Annotated in this window: 13 protein-coding genes, 1 tRNA gene and 1 other RNA gene; 6 read left to right on the top strand and 9 right to left on the bottom strand. The window is 73.1% G+C overall.

Features of this window, described 5'->3' with window-relative positions; genetic code table 11:
- Positions 1-43 precede the first annotated feature (43 nt).
- A complete protein-coding gene (locus tag ABD899_RS04000) occupies positions 44-1,759 on the top strand; it encodes a helicase HerA-like domain-containing protein (protein ID WP_345202560.1) in 1,716 nt (571 codons plus the stop codon).
- Positions 1,760-1,909: 150 nt separating this feature from the next.
- On the opposite strand, the gene ABD899_RS04005 is transcribed toward ABD899_RS04000, so the two are convergent.
- Positions 1,910-2,317 (bottom strand): hypothetical protein, encoded by a 408-nt coding sequence (locus ABD899_RS04005; protein WP_345202561.1) that lies wholly within the window; start codon positions 2,315-2,317, stop codon positions 1,910-1,912.
- A gap of 96 nt (positions 2,318-2,413) precedes the next feature.
- On the opposite strand from ABD899_RS04005, the gene ABD899_RS04010 reads away from it, so the two are divergent.
- A complete protein-coding gene (locus tag ABD899_RS04010) occupies positions 2,414-2,782 on the top strand; it encodes a carboxymuconolactone decarboxylase family protein (protein WP_345202562.1) in 369 nt (122 codons plus the stop codon).
- 194 nt (positions 2,783-2,976) lie between these two features.
- On the opposite strand, the gene ABD899_RS04015 is transcribed toward ABD899_RS04010, so the two are convergent.
- Entirely contained in the window at positions 2,977-3,900 is a 924-nt protein-coding gene (locus tag ABD899_RS04015; RefSeq protein WP_425474933.1) for an AEC family transporter, read from the bottom strand.
- A 119-nt stretch (positions 3,901-4,019) separates the two neighbouring features.
- A complete protein-coding gene (locus tag ABD899_RS04020) occupies positions 4,020-4,391 on the bottom strand; it encodes a VOC family protein (protein WP_345202565.1) in 372 nt (123 codons plus the stop codon).
- Between the two features lie 104 nt (positions 4,392-4,495).
- Between ABD899_RS04020 and ABD899_RS04025 the strand changes: the two genes are divergently transcribed.
- Entirely contained in the window at positions 4,496-5,392 is an 897-nt protein-coding gene (locus ABD899_RS04025; RefSeq protein ID WP_345202567.1) for a DUF6597 domain-containing transcriptional factor, read from the top strand.
- Positions 5,393-5,407: 15 nt separating this feature from the next.
- On the opposite strand, the gene ABD899_RS04030 is transcribed toward ABD899_RS04025, so the two are convergent.
- The 4 genes from ABD899_RS04030 to ABD899_RS04045 form a co-directional block, all read right to left on the bottom strand.
- The gene (locus ABD899_RS04030; protein WP_345202569.1) at positions 5,408-7,318 is read right to left on the bottom strand and encodes a propionyl-CoA synthetase; all 1,911 of its coding nucleotides are present in this window, start codon (positions 7,316-7,318) and stop codon (positions 5,408-5,410) included.
- On the bottom strand, positions 7,315-8,760 hold the full coding sequence (locus ABD899_RS04035) for an MFS transporter (RefSeq protein WP_345202572.1): 1,446 nt from the start codon (positions 8,758-8,760) through the stop codon (positions 7,315-7,317). The genes ABD899_RS04030 and ABD899_RS04035 overlap by 4 nt, the downstream gene beginning before the upstream one ends.
- 81 nt (positions 8,761-8,841) lie before the next feature.
- Positions 8,842-8,929: transfer RNA gene (locus ABD899_RS04040), tRNA-Ser, on the bottom strand.
- Between the two features lie 76 nt (positions 8,930-9,005).
- Positions 9,006-9,473, bottom strand: a complete 468-nt coding sequence (locus ABD899_RS04045; protein ID WP_345202574.1) for a DUF3817 domain-containing protein — start codon at positions 9,471-9,473, stop codon at positions 9,006-9,008.
- Positions 9,474-9,579: 106 nt separating this feature from the next.
- Between ABD899_RS04045 and ffs the strand changes: the two genes are divergently transcribed.
- Positions 9,580-9,676, top strand: an RNA gene (ffs, locus tag ABD899_RS04050) — signal recognition particle sRNA small type.
- Between the two features lie 37 nt (positions 9,677-9,713).
- Here ffs and ABD899_RS04055 read toward each other — a convergent pair.
- Both ABD899_RS04055 and ABD899_RS04060 read right to left on the bottom strand, forming a co-directional pair.
- Entirely contained in the window at positions 9,714-10,427 is a 714-nt protein-coding gene (locus ABD899_RS04055; protein WP_345202576.1) for a response regulator transcription factor, read from the bottom strand.
- A 177-nt stretch (positions 10,428-10,604) separates the two neighbouring features.
- Entirely contained in the window at positions 10,605-11,438 is an 834-nt protein-coding gene (locus tag ABD899_RS04060; RefSeq protein ID WP_345202579.1) for a DsbA family oxidoreductase, read from the bottom strand.
- 129 nt (positions 11,439-11,567) lie between these two features.
- On the opposite strand from ABD899_RS04060, the gene ABD899_RS04065 reads away from it, so the two are divergent.
- Positions 11,568-13,991 (top strand): DNA polymerase III subunit gamma and tau, encoded by a 2,424-nt coding sequence (locus ABD899_RS04065; protein WP_345202582.1) that lies wholly within the window; start codon positions 11,568-11,570, stop codon positions 13,989-13,991.
- The gene (locus tag ABD899_RS04070; protein ID WP_345202584.1) at positions 13,988-14,683 is read left to right on the top strand and encodes a lysophospholipid acyltransferase family protein; all 696 of its coding nucleotides are present in this window, start codon (positions 13,988-13,990) and stop codon (positions 14,681-14,683) included. The genes ABD899_RS04065 and ABD899_RS04070 overlap by 4 nt, the downstream gene beginning before the upstream one ends.

Here is a 14,683-nt window from a genome sequence, read left to right on the forward strand (position 1 = left end):
CGGCCCGCCGGACCGACGCCCGCGAGCGGGCTAGATTGGCGCGGTGACCGAGAACACGAGCACCTCGCACGTCGACGAGATCCGCGCCGGGTACGCCTTCGAGGGGCCCGCGCTCGAGTTCGGGGCGGCCGTTGTCGACGGCACCGCGCACCCAGACGCGCGCGTGCGCATCCCCCTGTCCGCCCTCAACCGCCACGGTCTGGTCGCCGGCGCGACGGGCACGGGCAAGACCAAGACCCTCCAGCTCATGGCCGAGCAGCTCGTCGAGCAGGGGGTCCCGGTCTTCCTTGCCGACATCAAGGGCGACCTGTCGGGCATGGCGAGCCCCGGCGAGCCGAACGACAAGATCGCCGCGCGCTCGGCCGACGTCGGCATGGACTGGCAGGCGACGGCCTACCCCGTCGAGTTCTTCGCGCTCGGCGGGCAGGGCACCGGCATCCCGGTGCGTGCGACCGTGTCGACGTTCGGCCCGACGCTGCTGTCCAAGGTCCTCGGCCTCAACGCGACCCAGGAGTCCAGCCTGGGCCTCGTCTTCCACTACGCCGACACCAAGGGCCTGTGGCTCGACACCATCTCCGACCTGCGCGCCGTCGTCCAGTTCCTCACGGGCGACGAGGGCAAGGCCGACCTCAAGGACCTCGGGGGCCTGTCGTCGGCGACGGCCGGCGTCATCCTGCGCGAGCTCGTCAACTTCTCCGCGCAGGGTGCGGACGTCTTCTTCGGGCTGCCGGAGTTCGACACGGCCGACCTGCTCCGCACCGCCCCCGACGGCGGCGGCCTCGTGTCGATGCTCGAGCTGCCGCGGGTCCAGGACCGCCCGGCCCTGTTCTCGACGTTCCTCATGTGGCTGCTCGCCGACCTGTTCCACGACCTGCCCGAGGTCGGCGACCTCGACAAGCCGAAGCTCGTCTTCTTCTTCGACGAGGCCCACCTGCTCTTCAACGACGCGAGCAAGGACTTCGTCGACGCCATCCAGCAGACCGTGCGGCTCATCCGGTCCAAGGGGATCGGCGTGTTCTTCGTGACCCAGTCCCCCAAGGACGTCCCGGCCGACGTCCTGGCCCAGCTCGGCAACCGGGTCCAGCACGCGCTGCGGGCCTTCACCCCCGACGACGCCACGGCGCTCAAGGCGGCGGTGCGCACCTACCCGAACACGCCCTACGACCTCGAGGAGCTGCTCACCGCCCTCGGCACCGGAGAGGCCGTCGTCACCGTGCTCTCGGAGAAGGGCGCGCCGACGCCGGTGGCGTGGACCCGGATGCGGGCGCCCGAGTCACTCATGGCCCCCTCGCCCGAGGCGCTGCTGACGCAGGCCGTCGCGGCGTCGCCGATCGCCCCGAAGTACGCCACCGCCGTCGAGCGGGAGTCGGCGTCGGAGATGCTCGGCAAGGCCGAGCTGGCGCGCACCGAGGCCGAGCGGGCCGCGGCGATCGAGGCCGAGAACGCCAAGGTGCGGGCAGCGGCGGCAGCGGCCGCGGAAAAGGAACGCCTCGCGGCCGAGAAGCAGGCGGCCAAGGAGGCCACAGCGGCCGAGAAGCAGTCGGCCAAGGATGCCGCAGCCGCCCAGAAGCAGGCCGAGCGGGATGCCGCGGCTGCGGCGAGGGCCCGCGAGGCGGAGGAGCGCCGACGGGCCGCCGAGCCGGGGGTGGTCGAGTCCGTCGTGAAGTCGAGCGCGTTCAGGTCGATGCTCCGCTCGGCGGGCACGGTCATCGGCCGGGAGATCACCCGGTCGGTCTTCGGCACCTCGCGCCGCCGCTGACGTCTCCCTCCACGAGTACGGAAGTGGTCGCCCCGGCAACCGTTTCCGCACTCACGGCAGGGGAGACGGCGTCACTCACGGCGGGGAGAACGGCGCCGCTCACGGCGCGGAGTACGGCCGCACTCACCGCGGGGAGAACGGCGGCGCCGCTCAGGGGCGCACGTGGTCGAGGGTGAGCACGGCACGGGCGTACGCGCACTCGAGGTCGGGGTCGGTGACGGTGCGCACGTAGCCCGGCGCGACGGCATACGTCAGCTCCCAGCCCTGCTCGATGCGCCGCACGACCTCGAGCCGGTCGCCGAGCAGCCCGCGCAGCTGGTCCTCGCGCGGGAGCCAGATGGCCTGGTCGAGCGTCACGGAGTCCAGCGCCCACTCGGTGGTGCCGTTGAACCCGAGGAGGGACTGGTCGCGGTAGGTCTGCACCTCGACGGTGAGGTCGCTGATCCAGAAGACCTCGCCGGTGAGCAGCTCGGCGTCGATGACGAAGCGGTCGCCGGCGGCCGGCTCCCAGAGCACACCGGACCGGACGAGGGCCCGGGCGAGCTCGACCGTGATCATGGTGACATTCTCACCCAGGGTCGCCCGGCCCAATTGGCGCCGGTCCAAGGTATACCCTGCGGGGTATCACGAACTGGACGAACGAGGGAGATACCCATGAGTCACGAGAACGGTCACGGCCCCGCGGTCCTGGAGGGGCTGCGCACGCCGTCCAAGGCCCTGCGGTCCGCGATCCCGGACGTCTACGCGGGGTTCTCCTCCATGCACAGGGCGGCGCTCGAGCCGGGAACCGTCGACGCGAAGACCAAGGAGCTCATCGCCCTTGGCATCAGCGTCGCTCAGCAGTGCGACGGGTGCATCGCGTCCCACGCCCGAGGGGCCGCCATGAAGGGCGCCACCCCCGAGGAGGTCGCCGAGACCATCGGCGTCGCCATCCTCATGATCGGCGGCCCCGGCACCGTCTACGGGCCCCGGGCCTACGACGCCTTCCTCGAGTTCCACGAGAAGTACGCCGCCAAGGGCTGAGCCGGGGAGGCGCCCCGGCTCCCTCCAGCGTCCGAGGAGCATGACCTACGGCGTGGTCCTCGCTGCTCCAACAGCGACTACCACGCGGTAGCCCGCGCGGGACCGCCGACGGCGCGAGCCGCGCGCCCACTGCATGCGGACCGCCGCGGACGGCGCGAACCGCACCCCCGCGCCGGGCTGCCCAGCCCGAGGTGTCAGCCGAGCAGCCAGACGACGAGCGTGATGATCGGGACCGCGCCGATCGTCGTCACGAGGATGGTGTCGCGAGCCAGGGTCGTCGACCGGTCGTACCGTGTCGCGTGCACGAAGATGTTCTGTGCCGTGGGCAGGCTCGAGCACACGACGACGGCGAGCAGCGGGTGGCCGGTCAGGCCGAGCGCGTGGTGCGCCACGGCATACGCCACGAGCGGCTGCACGGCGAGCTTGAGGCTGCTCGTCAGGGCGAGCTCGGCGGCGGGCACGACGCCGCCGAACCCGGGCCCGAGCCGCAGCGCGATGCCGTAGGCCAGGAGCATGCCGGGCACTGCCATGGCGCCGATCAGCTCGACCGGGTCGGCGACGATGGGGGGCAGCTGCCAACCGGTCACCGACAGCAGCAGGCCGACGAGCGTGCCGATGGTCAGCGGGTTCGTGAACGGCCGCAGCAGGACGTCGCCGACGGACGGGCGGCGGCCCCGCACGTCGGCGTCGAGCACGGCGAGCGCCAGCGGCTGGAGGACGAGCAGCTGGAGCAGCAGGGTCGGGGCGACGAGGGCCGCGTCGCCGAGCACGTAGGCAGCGACGGGCAGGCCGAGGTTGCCGGCGTTGACGTACGAGCTCGCGAGGGCACCGATCACCTGCTCGCCGGAGGTCCGGCGCCACCGCCACCCCGCGAGCGCGGCGTAGCCGGCTGCCGGCACCGCCACCCCGGCGACCGTCGCGACGAGGCTTCGGGACAGCACGTCGCTGACATCGGCCTGAGCGACCGTCGTGACGAGCAGGGCCGGTGAGGCGACGAAGAACGCCACCCGGCTGAGCACCTGCTGCGCCCCGAGGTCGACGACTCCGAGGTGCGCGACGAGGGCGCCGACGCCGATGACCGCGACGATCGTCGCGAATCCCAGGATCACTCCCTCCACACCCGCCATGCTCGCGCGCGAGCGCCGGCGCCCACCCCGCCGTCCACCGGCTGGCGGGATGCCGACGTGCCCCGGCCCGGTGCCGGGCCGGTCTCCCTCGGCGAGCCGGCGTGCGGCGGTCAGCCCCAGTTCGCCGCGAGCGTCAGGCAGAACGGGTGCCCGCTCGGGTCGAGCAGAACTCGCCACGTCTCACCGGGCTGCTCCTCGGGGTACGTGGCACCCAGCTCGACGCACGCCGCGACCCCGGCGTCGAGGTCGTCGACCGCCAGATCGAGGTGGAACTGCTTGCTGCCGTGGGCGTTGGGCCACCCCGGTGACACGTGGTCGTCGAGTGTGCCGAATCCCAGGGCCATCCCGCCGGGGCCGCTGAGCATGGCGTAGCCGTCCTCCGCCGCGGCCACCTCCCAGCCGAGCACGGCCGACCAGAAGGCGGCGTCGCGGCGGGCGTCGGAGCTGTCGAGCGTGAGCATCTTCAGGCTGGCGAGTGTCATCGTGGTCCTCTGGTCGGTGGTCGGTGGTCGGTGGTCGGTTCGGCCCGGTTGGTGGTCGATGGTCGGTTCGGGCCGATGTCGTCCACCTTCCCTAGGCTGGGCGGGTGCCCGATAGGACAAAGGCGACACCACCGCCCACGGCCACCGTGGCCGGGGTGCTCCGGCCCGGCGAGCTGTCCCGCCACGTCGACCTCGCCCGCGACCCCGCAGGCCCGGTGGCCGGTCGTTGGGTCGAGAACCGCTGGTCGCTGCGGTGGCACCTGCCCCCCGGGCGCTGGTACGACAGCGAGATCCTGCCGCACCCGACGTGCTCCCTGACCGTCGAGCTCGGCAGCCACCCGCGGGCTGGGATTCCGGCCGGCGAGACGGTCGTGGTCACCGGCGTGTGCACCCGTCGGTTCGACGTCGAGGTTCGCGGCTGGGGGCGGGTGCTCGGTCTGCGCTTCCGCCCCGGTGGGCTTGCCGCACTCACCGGCCACCCGGCATCCGCCTGGACGAACCGGTCGGTCGCGGCGAGTGACGTGCTGCCCGCGCACCTCACCGAGGCGCTCTCCGACCCCGACCTCGTGGGGCTCGACGCCGCGGCCTGGGCCGACGTGGCGGAGGCCGGTCTGGCCGTGCTCGCCGACAACAGGCCGGACCCGCGCTACGACCTGCTCCTCGAGGTGGTCGCCGACATGCTCGCCGACCGAACCATGCTCACTGTGGCCGACGTCGCGGACCGCCACGCCGTGACGGTCCGTACCCTGCAGCGGCTCTTCACCCACTACGTCGGCGTGGGCCCGAAGTGGGTGCTCGGGCGCTACCGCATGCACGACGCGGTCAGCGACCTCGACGCCGGGTTCCACGGCACGCTCACCGACCTCGCCGTGCGCTACGGCTGGTACGACCAGGCCCACTTCACGCGCGACTTCACCGAGCTCATCGGCGTGACCCCGGGCCGGTACCGCGACCGGACGACGGCAGCGGATGCCGGGCGCGCGGCATCCGCTGCCGGCTGAGCGCGAGCGCCCGCCTCAGGCTCCCGGGCGGAGCACGGGACCGAGGGCGTCGAGCACCGAGACGTCCTCGATCGTGCCGGGCACGGTCGGGGTCTTGCCGTCGGCGAGCTCGCGCATCGTCTTGCGCAGGATCTTCCCCGAGCGCGTCTTCGGCAGCCCGGCGACGATGTCGACCTGCTTGAGGCTCGCCACCGCCCCGACCTCGTCACGGACCCGCTGGACGAGCTCGCGGCGGATGCGCTCGCCGTCCGCCCCCGCGGCGTCGATGCCGCCCTTGAGCACGACGAGGCCGCGCGGCACCTGGCCCTTGAAGTCGTCGGCGACGCCGATGACGGCGCACTCGGCGACCGCGGGGTGACCGGCGAGGGCGGCCTCGATCGACCCGGTCGACAGCCGGTGCCCGGCGACGTTGAGCACGTCGTCGGTGCGCCCCATGACGTAGAGGTAACCGTCCTCGTCGATCATCCCGCCGTCGCCGGTGAGGTAGTAGCCGTCGTAGACCGAGAGGTACCCGGCGATGTAGCGCTCGTCGTCCTGCCACAGCGTCGGCAGCGTGCCCGGCGGCAGGGGCAGGCGGATCGCGATGGCGCCCTCGTGCCCCGGGGGCATGGGCTGGCCGGCGTCGTCGAGCACCTGCACGTCGTAGCCCGGCACCCGAACCGACGGGGAGCCGGCCTTGATCGGCATCGGCTCGAGGCCGCGCAGGTTCGCGGCGATCGGCCAGCCCGTCTCGGTCTGCCACCAGTTGTCGACGACGGGGACGCCGAGCACGCTGCTCGCCCACTCGTAGGTGTCGGGGTCGAGGCGCTCCCCGGCGAGGAAGAGGGTCTGCAGCGACGACAGGTCGTGGCCGGCCATGAGCGAGCCGGTGGGGTCCTCGCGCTTGATGGCGCGGTAGGCCGTCGGGGCCGTGAACATCGCCTTGACGCCGTGGTCGCCGATGACCCGCCAGAACGCGCTCGCGTCGGGGGTGCCGACGGGCTTGCCCTCGTAGAGCACCGTCGTCGCCCCGGTGAGCAGGGGCGCGTAGACGATGTAGGAGTGCCCGACGACCCAGCCGACGTCGGATGCCGTGAACCACACGTCCCCCGGGCCGACGTCGTAGACGTTCTCCATCGACCAGCGCAGCGCGACGGCGTGACCGCCGTTGTCGCGGACGATCCCCTTCGGGCGGCCCGTCGTGCCGGAGGTGTAGAGCACGTAGAGCGGGTCGGTCGCCTCGACCTCCACGCAGTCGGCCGGCTCGGCATCCGCGACGAGCTCGTGCCAGTCGAGCTCCTCCCAGTCGGTGTCCCGCTCGCCGACCGACGCCTCGGCCTGCTCGCGCTGGAGGACGATGACCGACTCGGGCGTGTGGCTGCTGCGGTCGAGGGCGGCGTCGAGCATCGGCTTGTACTCGACGACGCGGCTCGGCTCGATGCCGCAGCTCGCGGCGACGATGACGGTGGGCTGGGCGTCCTCGATACGGGCGGCGAGCTCGGCCGGGGCGAACCCGCCGAAGACCACCGAGTGGATCGCCCCGAGCCGGGCGCACGCGAGCATCGCCACGACGGCCTCGGGCACCATCGGCATGTAGATGACGACGCGGTCGCCCTTGTCCACCCCCAGCGAGGCCAGCGCACCGGCGAACGTGGCCACCCGCTCGAGCAGCTCGGCGTACGTGAACGTCTCGACGACCCCGGTGACCGGGCTGTCGTAGATGAGCGCGGCCTGGTCACCGCGGCCGTCGCGCACGTGCCGGTCGAGCGCGTTGAAGCAGGTGTTGAGCGTGCCGCCGCGGAACCAGCGGTAGAACGGGGGGTTCGTGTCGTCGAGCACCGTCGTGGGCTCGGTGATCCACTCGACGGCCTTGGCGGCCTGCCCCCAGAACGTCGTCGAGTCGGTGATCGACTGCTCGTATGCCGCTGCGTAGGCGCCGGTGCTCATGGCACCTCATCGTGGCGAGGCGCGGGCCCCTTCGCCAGCCGTCCGGCGCGAACCGTCCGTGGACGGGCGGTCTGCCGCGCCGAGCGGGCAGGGGTGCCCGGTTCCGAGGATGCCGTCGCGGGCACCTCGGTCCCCGCGGCGGGGACCCGGATGAGGAGGCTGAGGATCACCCCGAGAACGGCGATGACGAAGGGGTACACGCCGACCGCGACCCGGAAGGCGGCGCCGGGGTCGGGCCCCGGGTCATTGCCCGAGTAGTAGCCGAACAGCAGGCCCAGCGACCCCAGCCCGATGCCGGCCGTCGCACCGGTGAGCCGGCTGAAGAACCCGAACGCCGACAGGAACAGTCCTTCGCGGTGCTGCCCGTGGCGGCGGATGTCGTCGTCGACCACCCGGGCCTGGATGAGGTCGTTGGTCGCCAGCAGGCCCGACCAGCCCAGGGCCACGACCCCCAGTCCGGCGATCGCCGAGGCCAAGGAGGTGGCGAGGTAGAACGGCACGAACCCACCGGCGAGGAAGACGAAGGCCAGCCGCCACGCGAACGGCGCCCCCCGCCGGCGCACGAGCCCGGTCCAGACGGGCAGGGCGACGGCGGCGATCGCGATCGAGGACCCGATGAGCCACAGCGAGTTCGCGACCGGTAGGCCGAGGGAGTACTTCACGTACAGCTGGACCCCGGCCAGGACGAACGCGAGGGGGACGAGGTAGCAGGCGGTGGCGAGGCCCACGAGCCAGAAGTGGGGGTTGCGCAGGATGACCCGGGCGCCGGTGAGGAACCCGTCGTGGCCCTCGGCGACGCGGGCCGGGTCCTCGCGGACGTTCAGGGCCATGAACAGCAGGGCCGCGAGTGCGAGGCCCGCGTACAGGAGGGCGGTCGTCCGGAAGCCGGACGGCGAGTCCTCCGCGCCGAACACGCTCGTCGTCAGGGCCGGTGTGGCGGCCAGCGCGATCGCGAACCCGATGAGCTGGAACGCCTGGCGCAGGGAGTTGGCCCCGGCACGGCGGTGCTCGTCACGGAAGAGCTCGGGCAGCAGGGCGTTGTAGTTCGCCGCGTACATCGAGTCGGCGGCCTCGCAGAGGATCGCGAAGAAGGCGAACCAGGCGACGAGCGCCACCCCGTCGAGGGTGCTCGGCGCCCAGAAGAAGCCCACGAGACCGGCGGTGAGGAGCACCGCCCCCACGACGAGCCACGGACGTCGCCGCCCCCACCGGGTGCGCGTGCGGTCGGACAGGTGACCGAGCACCGGGTTGTCGACGGCATCCAGCACGGCGTACACCGCCATGACCGTGCCGTAGGCGCGCACGTCGAGCCCGAGGATGTCCACGTAGAACAGCAACGTGGAGACCCGGATGGTGTTGATGGGAATGGCCAGGCCGAACATCCCGATGGAGTAGCGCCAGGTGGGCATCGACCCCGTCGCCCGCCCGCCACCGCGCCTCACGCCCACACGCTAGAGCAGCCGGCCCACGAGCACGGGTCAATGCGAAGACCCCCGGTCGCCGACTCCCGGGGGTCTTCGCGGTGGCGGAGGATGGGGGATTTGAACCCCCGAGGGTTTTATCCCAACACGATTTCCAATCGTGCGCACTAGGCCACTATGCGAATCCTCCGCGGGCGAGGCTACTAGAGGGAGGGGGTCGGCCCGAAATCGCCGTCAGGCCCTCGCGCGCAGCGCCACGCCGTCGGTCAGGCGCCCCGGCCCGGGACGGGTGGCGGGCCGATGACGAGCAGTGCCGCGGTCGTCAGGCCGACGGCCACCGCCGCGACGAGCACCGCAGCGGCCGGGCGGGCCAGGCCGGTGGCGACGGCCCGCTCGGCGACGGTGGCCGGCTCGTCGCCGCCCACGCCCAGCCGCCACCGGGTCGGCGCGAGCCCCAGCCGCTCGACGCGACGCTCGGCCCACAGGGTCGCGTACGGCGGCACGCCGGCCGCGGCCACGAGCACGGCATCCCGCAGCCGCCACCGCTGGTCCACCCACAGCACGAGCGTCACGAGCACGAACGCGAGGAAGACGATCCCGTGCGCCAGGCCGAAGACGCGCACGCCGAGCTCGGTCGTGCGCGTCACGTACTTCAGCGCCATGCCGACGAGCAGGAGGGTCCACGTCACGACCTCGGCGCGGGCGAGCCAGGTGAACAGGGCGCGGGGGGTCATGGTGTCCTTCGGGTCGGTGTCGGGGGGCGGCCATTGTCGCCGACCGGGCTGGGGACGGGGGTCCGGGGCGGATTTCCGGGATGCCGTTCGCGCGCCTAGGATCGTCACCGGCACCCCGCGTGGTGGTACCCCGCTGAACTCCCCCAGGGCAGGAATGCAGCAAGGGCAGGTGGGCTCTTCCAGGTACGCGGGGTGTCCTCGTCTGCCGGCGGGGTGTCCTCGTTTCCCGCGAGCGCGCCCTCACGCCGCGCCGGGGGGCCGGGACTCTCCCGGGGCGCACGTCGGGTGGCCGACGCGGTAGCCCACCCCCGGCACGGGGTCGCCGAGCCGGGGTCCGCCGGCGGCGAGGATCTTCGAACGCATTCGGCTCATGTGGACGTCGAGCACGTGCTCGTGGCTCTGGCGGCCGCCCCACACCGTGTCGAGCAGCTCGTGCCGGGAGACCACCCGGCGCTGGTTGGACACCAGCATCGCCGCGAGGTCGAACTCGTGCCTGGTCAGCGCCACGACCTGGCCCCGGACCGTCGCCGTGCGCAGCTGGGGGTCGATGCGCAGGCAGCCGAAGTCGACGACGCGCTCACCCGACCCGCGGCCCCGGGCCAGGAGCGCGAGCATCCGAGCGCGGAGCACCTGGGGCGAACCCGGGAGGTGGACGTAGTCGTCGCACCCTTCGGCCAGTGCCATGACCTCGTCGACCTCCCGAGGGCTGGCCGTCACGAGGGCGAGCGGCGCCGACGAGGCGACCCGCAGGGCCCGGCAGGTGCGGTGGGCCGGCTCGAGGTCATCGTCCGCGGTCACGACGATCATCGACAGCGACTGGAGCAGCTCGTCGGTCAGGGCCTCACCAACGTCGGGGGTAGAGGTGCGGACGACGTGCGCGTGGTCTTCCAGGGCCGCGACGACGGTGTCGGCCAACTCCGAAGAGTGAGCCTCGGCCACGAGGAGTACCACCATCGCTGCACCTCACGAGGGGTCCGCTCGCCGCTTCTTGACGATGGGGTTACCACTTCTTTACTCCATCTTTACCCTTCTTCGCCACCACTCGGAAGAGGTCCGATCAACACCTCGCGTGATGCCAGCCACACCCATGGCTCGGCCGGCCATGTGTGCTCGGTGTGGCGGATCCGGTGATCAGCGAGAAACCGTGACCGGCTCCTCCGCTGAAGGGTCGCAGACCCCGCCGCACCCGCTGGAACCGCAGCCGCATCCGGCACCGGCCGTGACGGCATCCGCCGCGGTGTCCTCGACCGCCCCACCGCCCGAGCCGCATGCGCCGCCGCAGCACCCGCCACCGCAGCCACCACCCGCGGCGACCGGCTCGGGCTCGGTGCCCTGCAGGTCCCACACCTGGCGGATCGCGCCGAGTAGCACGTCGACCGGCTGGGCGCCCGTGACGCCGTACTTCTGGTCGAGCACGAACGTCGGCACGGACGTGATGCCGATCTGGTTCGCGAGCGCGAGGTCGGTGCGCACGTCGATGCCGTGGTCGTCGCCGGCGAGGAGGGCGCGGACGGCATCCTCCGCGAGGCCGCCCTCGACGCCGAGGCGCACGAGGGTGTCGTGGTCGCCGATGGCCTCGCCCTCGGAGTACCAGCCGCGCATGACCCGCTCGGTCACGGTTTCCTCGCGGCCATGCTCGCGGGCGAGGTGGATGAGCCGGTGGGCGTCGTAGGAGTTGCCGCCGCGCAGGCGCTCCCACTGGAAGTCGAGCCCGACGGATGCCGCGTCGCTCGCCATCCGCTCGTGCTGGGCGACCATCTGCTCGCGGGTGGCGCCGTACTTCTCGGCGACGCGGTCGAGCGGAGGGGTGTCGTCGACGGCAGGGGCGGTGCGGTCGAGCTGGAAGCTGTGCCAGACGACCCCCACCTCGTCGCGGTGCTCGAACTGCTCGAGGGCGAGCTCGAGGTGCCGCCGGCCGAGGTGGCAGAACGGGCAGAGGATGTCGGACCAGACGTCGATGCGCACGAGTCGAGGGTATGTCGCGGACCCTCCCACGACCGAACCGCGTGCAGCTCGCAGGGTGCGTCCGCCGCCGAGTCCACAGCCGGGACCACGGCCTTCGGGATGTCCGGCATCGCGGCTAGGGTTCGACAGGTGAGCACCGCGCTGTACCGCCGCTACCGCCCCGAGACGTTCGGCGACGTCATCGGGCAGGAGCACGTGACCGAGCCGCTCATGCAGGCGCTGCGCACCGGCCGGGTCAACCACGCCTACCTGTTCAGCGGCCCGCGCGGCTGCGGCAAGACGACGAGCGCCCGGATCCTCGCGCGCTGCCTCAACTGCGACGCCGGCCCGACGCCCGACCCGTGCGGCACCTGCGACTCGTGCGTGGCCCTGGCGCGCGGCGGGTCCGGCACGGTCGACGTCATCGAGATCGACGCGGCCAGCCACGGCGGCGTCGACGATGCCCGTGACCTGCGCGAACGCGCCTCCTACGGCCCCGCCCAGAGCCGCTACAAGATCTACATCATCGACGAGGCCCACATGGTCACGACGCAGGGCTTCAACGCCCTGCTCAAGATCGTCGAGGAGCCGCCCGAGCACGTGAAGTTCGTCTTCGCGACGACCGAGCCCGAGAAGGTCATCGGCACGATCCGTTCGCGCACCCACCACTACCCGTTCCGCCTCGTCCCCCCGGCCCGGCTCCAGGCCTACATGGAGGAGCTGTGCGTCAAGGAGGGGGTGTCGGTGGCGCCCGGCGTGCTCTCGTTCGTCGTGCGCGCCGGTGGGGGGTCGGTGCGTGACTCGCTCTCGGTGCTCGACCAGCTCATCGCCGGCTCGGGCCCCGAAGGGCTGACCTACGAGTCGGCGGCCTCCCTCCTGGGCTTCACCGACGGTGAGCTGCTCGACGGGGCGATCGACGCGTTCGCGGCCGGTGACGCCGCGGCCGTCTTCCGCACCATCGACAAGGTCGTCGAGACGGGGCTCGACCCGCGCCGCTTCGTCGAGGACGTCCTCGAGCGGCTGCGCGACCTCATCATCGTCGCGGCGGTCGCCGACGGCGCCGGGCAGGTGCTGCGGCACGTGCCCGAGGACCAGCTCGAGCGGATGCGCCGGCAGTCGGCGGCGTTCGGGGCGGGGGCGCTGTCGCGAGCGGCCGACGTCGTCAACGCGGGGCTCACCGAGATGACCGGCGCCACCGCGCCGCGGCTGCAGCTCGAGCTCATCGCCGCGCGGATCCTGCTGCCCGGTGCGGCGGGGGAGGCGGGGTATGCCGCGCGCCTCGACCGCCTCGAGCGTCGCCTCGACGTGGGGGGTGTGCCGACGGGGGCCGTGCCGTATGCCGGGTCCGCGCCCCCGGCTGCCCCCGCACCCGCCGCTGTCCCGTCGTCGGCCCCGGCCCAGCCCCAGCCGTCGGGGGTGGGATCGCAGGTGCACGGTTCCGAGAGCGGTGTCACCTCGACCCCGGAGGCGCCGGCGGCGGTCGACCCGCAGGTGCGCGGTGCCGCGAGCGGTGTCACCTCGACCCCGGAGGCCCCGGCGGCGGTCGACCCGCAGGTGCGCGGTGCTGCGAGCGGTGTCACCGCGACCCCGCCGGGCCCGTCGACCGCGCAGATGCCGGCAACCTCACCGGGGCAGTCGACCCGGGTGGAGCCGTCGACCGAGCAGGGGCCGGCGGTCCAGCCCAAGGGGCCCGGCGGCCTCGACACCGATGCCATCCGGCGCTCCTGGCCCGACGTCCTCGAGTGGCTGAGCCGCCACAAGCGCGTCACGTGGACCTTCGTCTCGCAGAACGCCCAGGTCGCCGACTACGACGGCCAGCGGGTGCTCCTCGGCATCTCCACCGTCGGGCTCGCCGAGACGTTCCGCCGCGGCGCGCACGCCGACTACGTCCGGCAGGCCCTCATCGATGTCCTCGGGGTCGACGCCCGCGTCGAGGGAGTCGCATCGGATGCCGTGCCGTCACCGGCCGCTTCTCCCGCGGCGGCCGCGCCCACCGCGCCCGTTGCACCGCCCACCGTTGGTGAGTCGCCCCCCGCGCCGGCCTCGCCCCGGGCACCGGCATCGCCCCCCGTCGGCGCGTCTCGCGCCGCGCCCGACCGCGACGAGGCTCGGTCGACGCCCGAAGCCCGCCCCACAGCATCCGCGGATCGTCCCGGCGAAGGCCCAGGAACGGTCGCGGGCCGCGGGCCGATCGACCCCGTCGCCGGCCCCGGGACGACGGCCGGAACCCCGGCCGCCGCCCCACCCGCACCCGACGCCGCGGCCACCCCACCCGCCCCCGGTGCGCCGGCGAGCGCTGGCGCGCCGGCCGAGCCCACGGCATCCCGGCCCCCCGAACCGGCCAGCTGGTCCGATGCCCCGCGGCCGCCAGGCAGCGCCCCGTCGTGGGCGAGCCCGCTCGAACGGGCGAGGGCCACCGTGGCCGAGGAGGCGGGGGCCACCCCCGCGGAGCGCGTCGTCGACGACACGGCGATCAGCGACGACGACGAGTCCATCGACGACCTCACCGACGTCGGACTGCCGGTCGTCGAGCGGATCCTCGGCGGCACGGTGATCTCCGAGGATCCGCGATGAGCGCCGCGTCCTACCGGCTGAGCCACGGCGTCGTCGCGCCCCTGTCCAAGCTCCTGTGGCGACCGACGATCACCGGCACCGAGAACGTCCCGCTCACCGGTGGCGTCCTCCTCGCGAGCAACCACCTGTCCTTCATCGACTCGTTCGCGATCCCCATCGCGGCCCCGCGGCCGGTCAGCTTCCTCGCGAAGTCCGACTACTTCACCGGCACCGGCATCAGCGGGGCGATCCGCCGCGGCTTCTTCGAGGGCTCGAACGCCATCCCCGTCGACCGCCACTCCTCGCGCGCGGCCCAGGAGTCGCTCGACGCCGCCCTGCTCGTGCTCCGCGAGGGCGGCGCGTTCGGCATCTACCCCGAGGGCACCCGCTCGCGCGACGGCCGCCTCTACCGGGGTCGTACCGGCGTCGCCTGGCTCGCGCTCACGGCGGGGGTGCCCGTCGTGCCGGTCGGCCTCGTCGGCACCGACCGGGTCCAGCCGATCGGGGCGCGGTTCCCGCGGTTCGCCCGGATCCGGGTGGCGTTCGGGCGCCCGGTCCGTCCCGCGGCGTATGCCGGGATGCCGTCCGGCAAGGCGCGCCGCCTCCTCACCGACGAGGTCATGGACGCCATCGCCGCGCTGTCCGGCCAGGAGCGCGCCGACACCTACAACGAGCTGCCCCCGGAGTCGACCGGCGCCGCGGTCGGCATCTGA

The sequence above is a fragment of the Fodinibacter luteus genome, assembly GCF_039541575.1.
GTDB classification, from domain to species: domain Bacteria; phylum Actinomycetota; class Actinomycetes; order Actinomycetales; family Dermatophilaceae; genus Fodinibacter; species Fodinibacter luteus.

Excerpts from the sequence above, each read along its gene's own strand:
- ABD899_RS04045 (WP_345202574.1), bottom strand. The coding sequence starts at position 9,473 with ATGACCCCCCGCGCCCTGTTCACCTGGCTCGCCCGCGCCGAGGTCGTG.
- ABD899_RS04030 (WP_345202569.1), bottom strand. The coding sequence starts at position 7,318 with ATGAGCACCGGCGCCTACGCAGCGGCATACGAGCAGTCGATCACCGAC.
- ABD899_RS04055 (WP_345202576.1), bottom strand. The coding sequence starts at position 10,427 with ATGGTGGTACTCCTCGTGGCCGAGGCTCACTCTTCGGAGTTGGCCGAC.
- ABD899_RS04020 (WP_345202565.1), bottom strand. The coding sequence starts at position 4,391 with ATGACACTCGCCAGCCTGAAGATGCTCACGCTCGACAGCTCCGACGCC.
- ABD899_RS04005 (WP_345202561.1), bottom strand. The coding sequence starts at position 2,317 with ATGATCACGGTCGAGCTCGCCCGGGCCCTCGTCCGGTCCGGTGTGCTC.
- ABD899_RS04070 (WP_345202584.1), top strand. The coding sequence starts at position 13,988 with ATGAGCGCCGCGTCCTACCGGCTGAGCCACGGCGTCGTCGCGCCCCTG.
- ABD899_RS04010 (WP_345202562.1), top strand. The coding sequence starts at position 2,414 with ATGAGTCACGAGAACGGTCACGGCCCCGCGGTCCTGGAGGGGCTGCGC.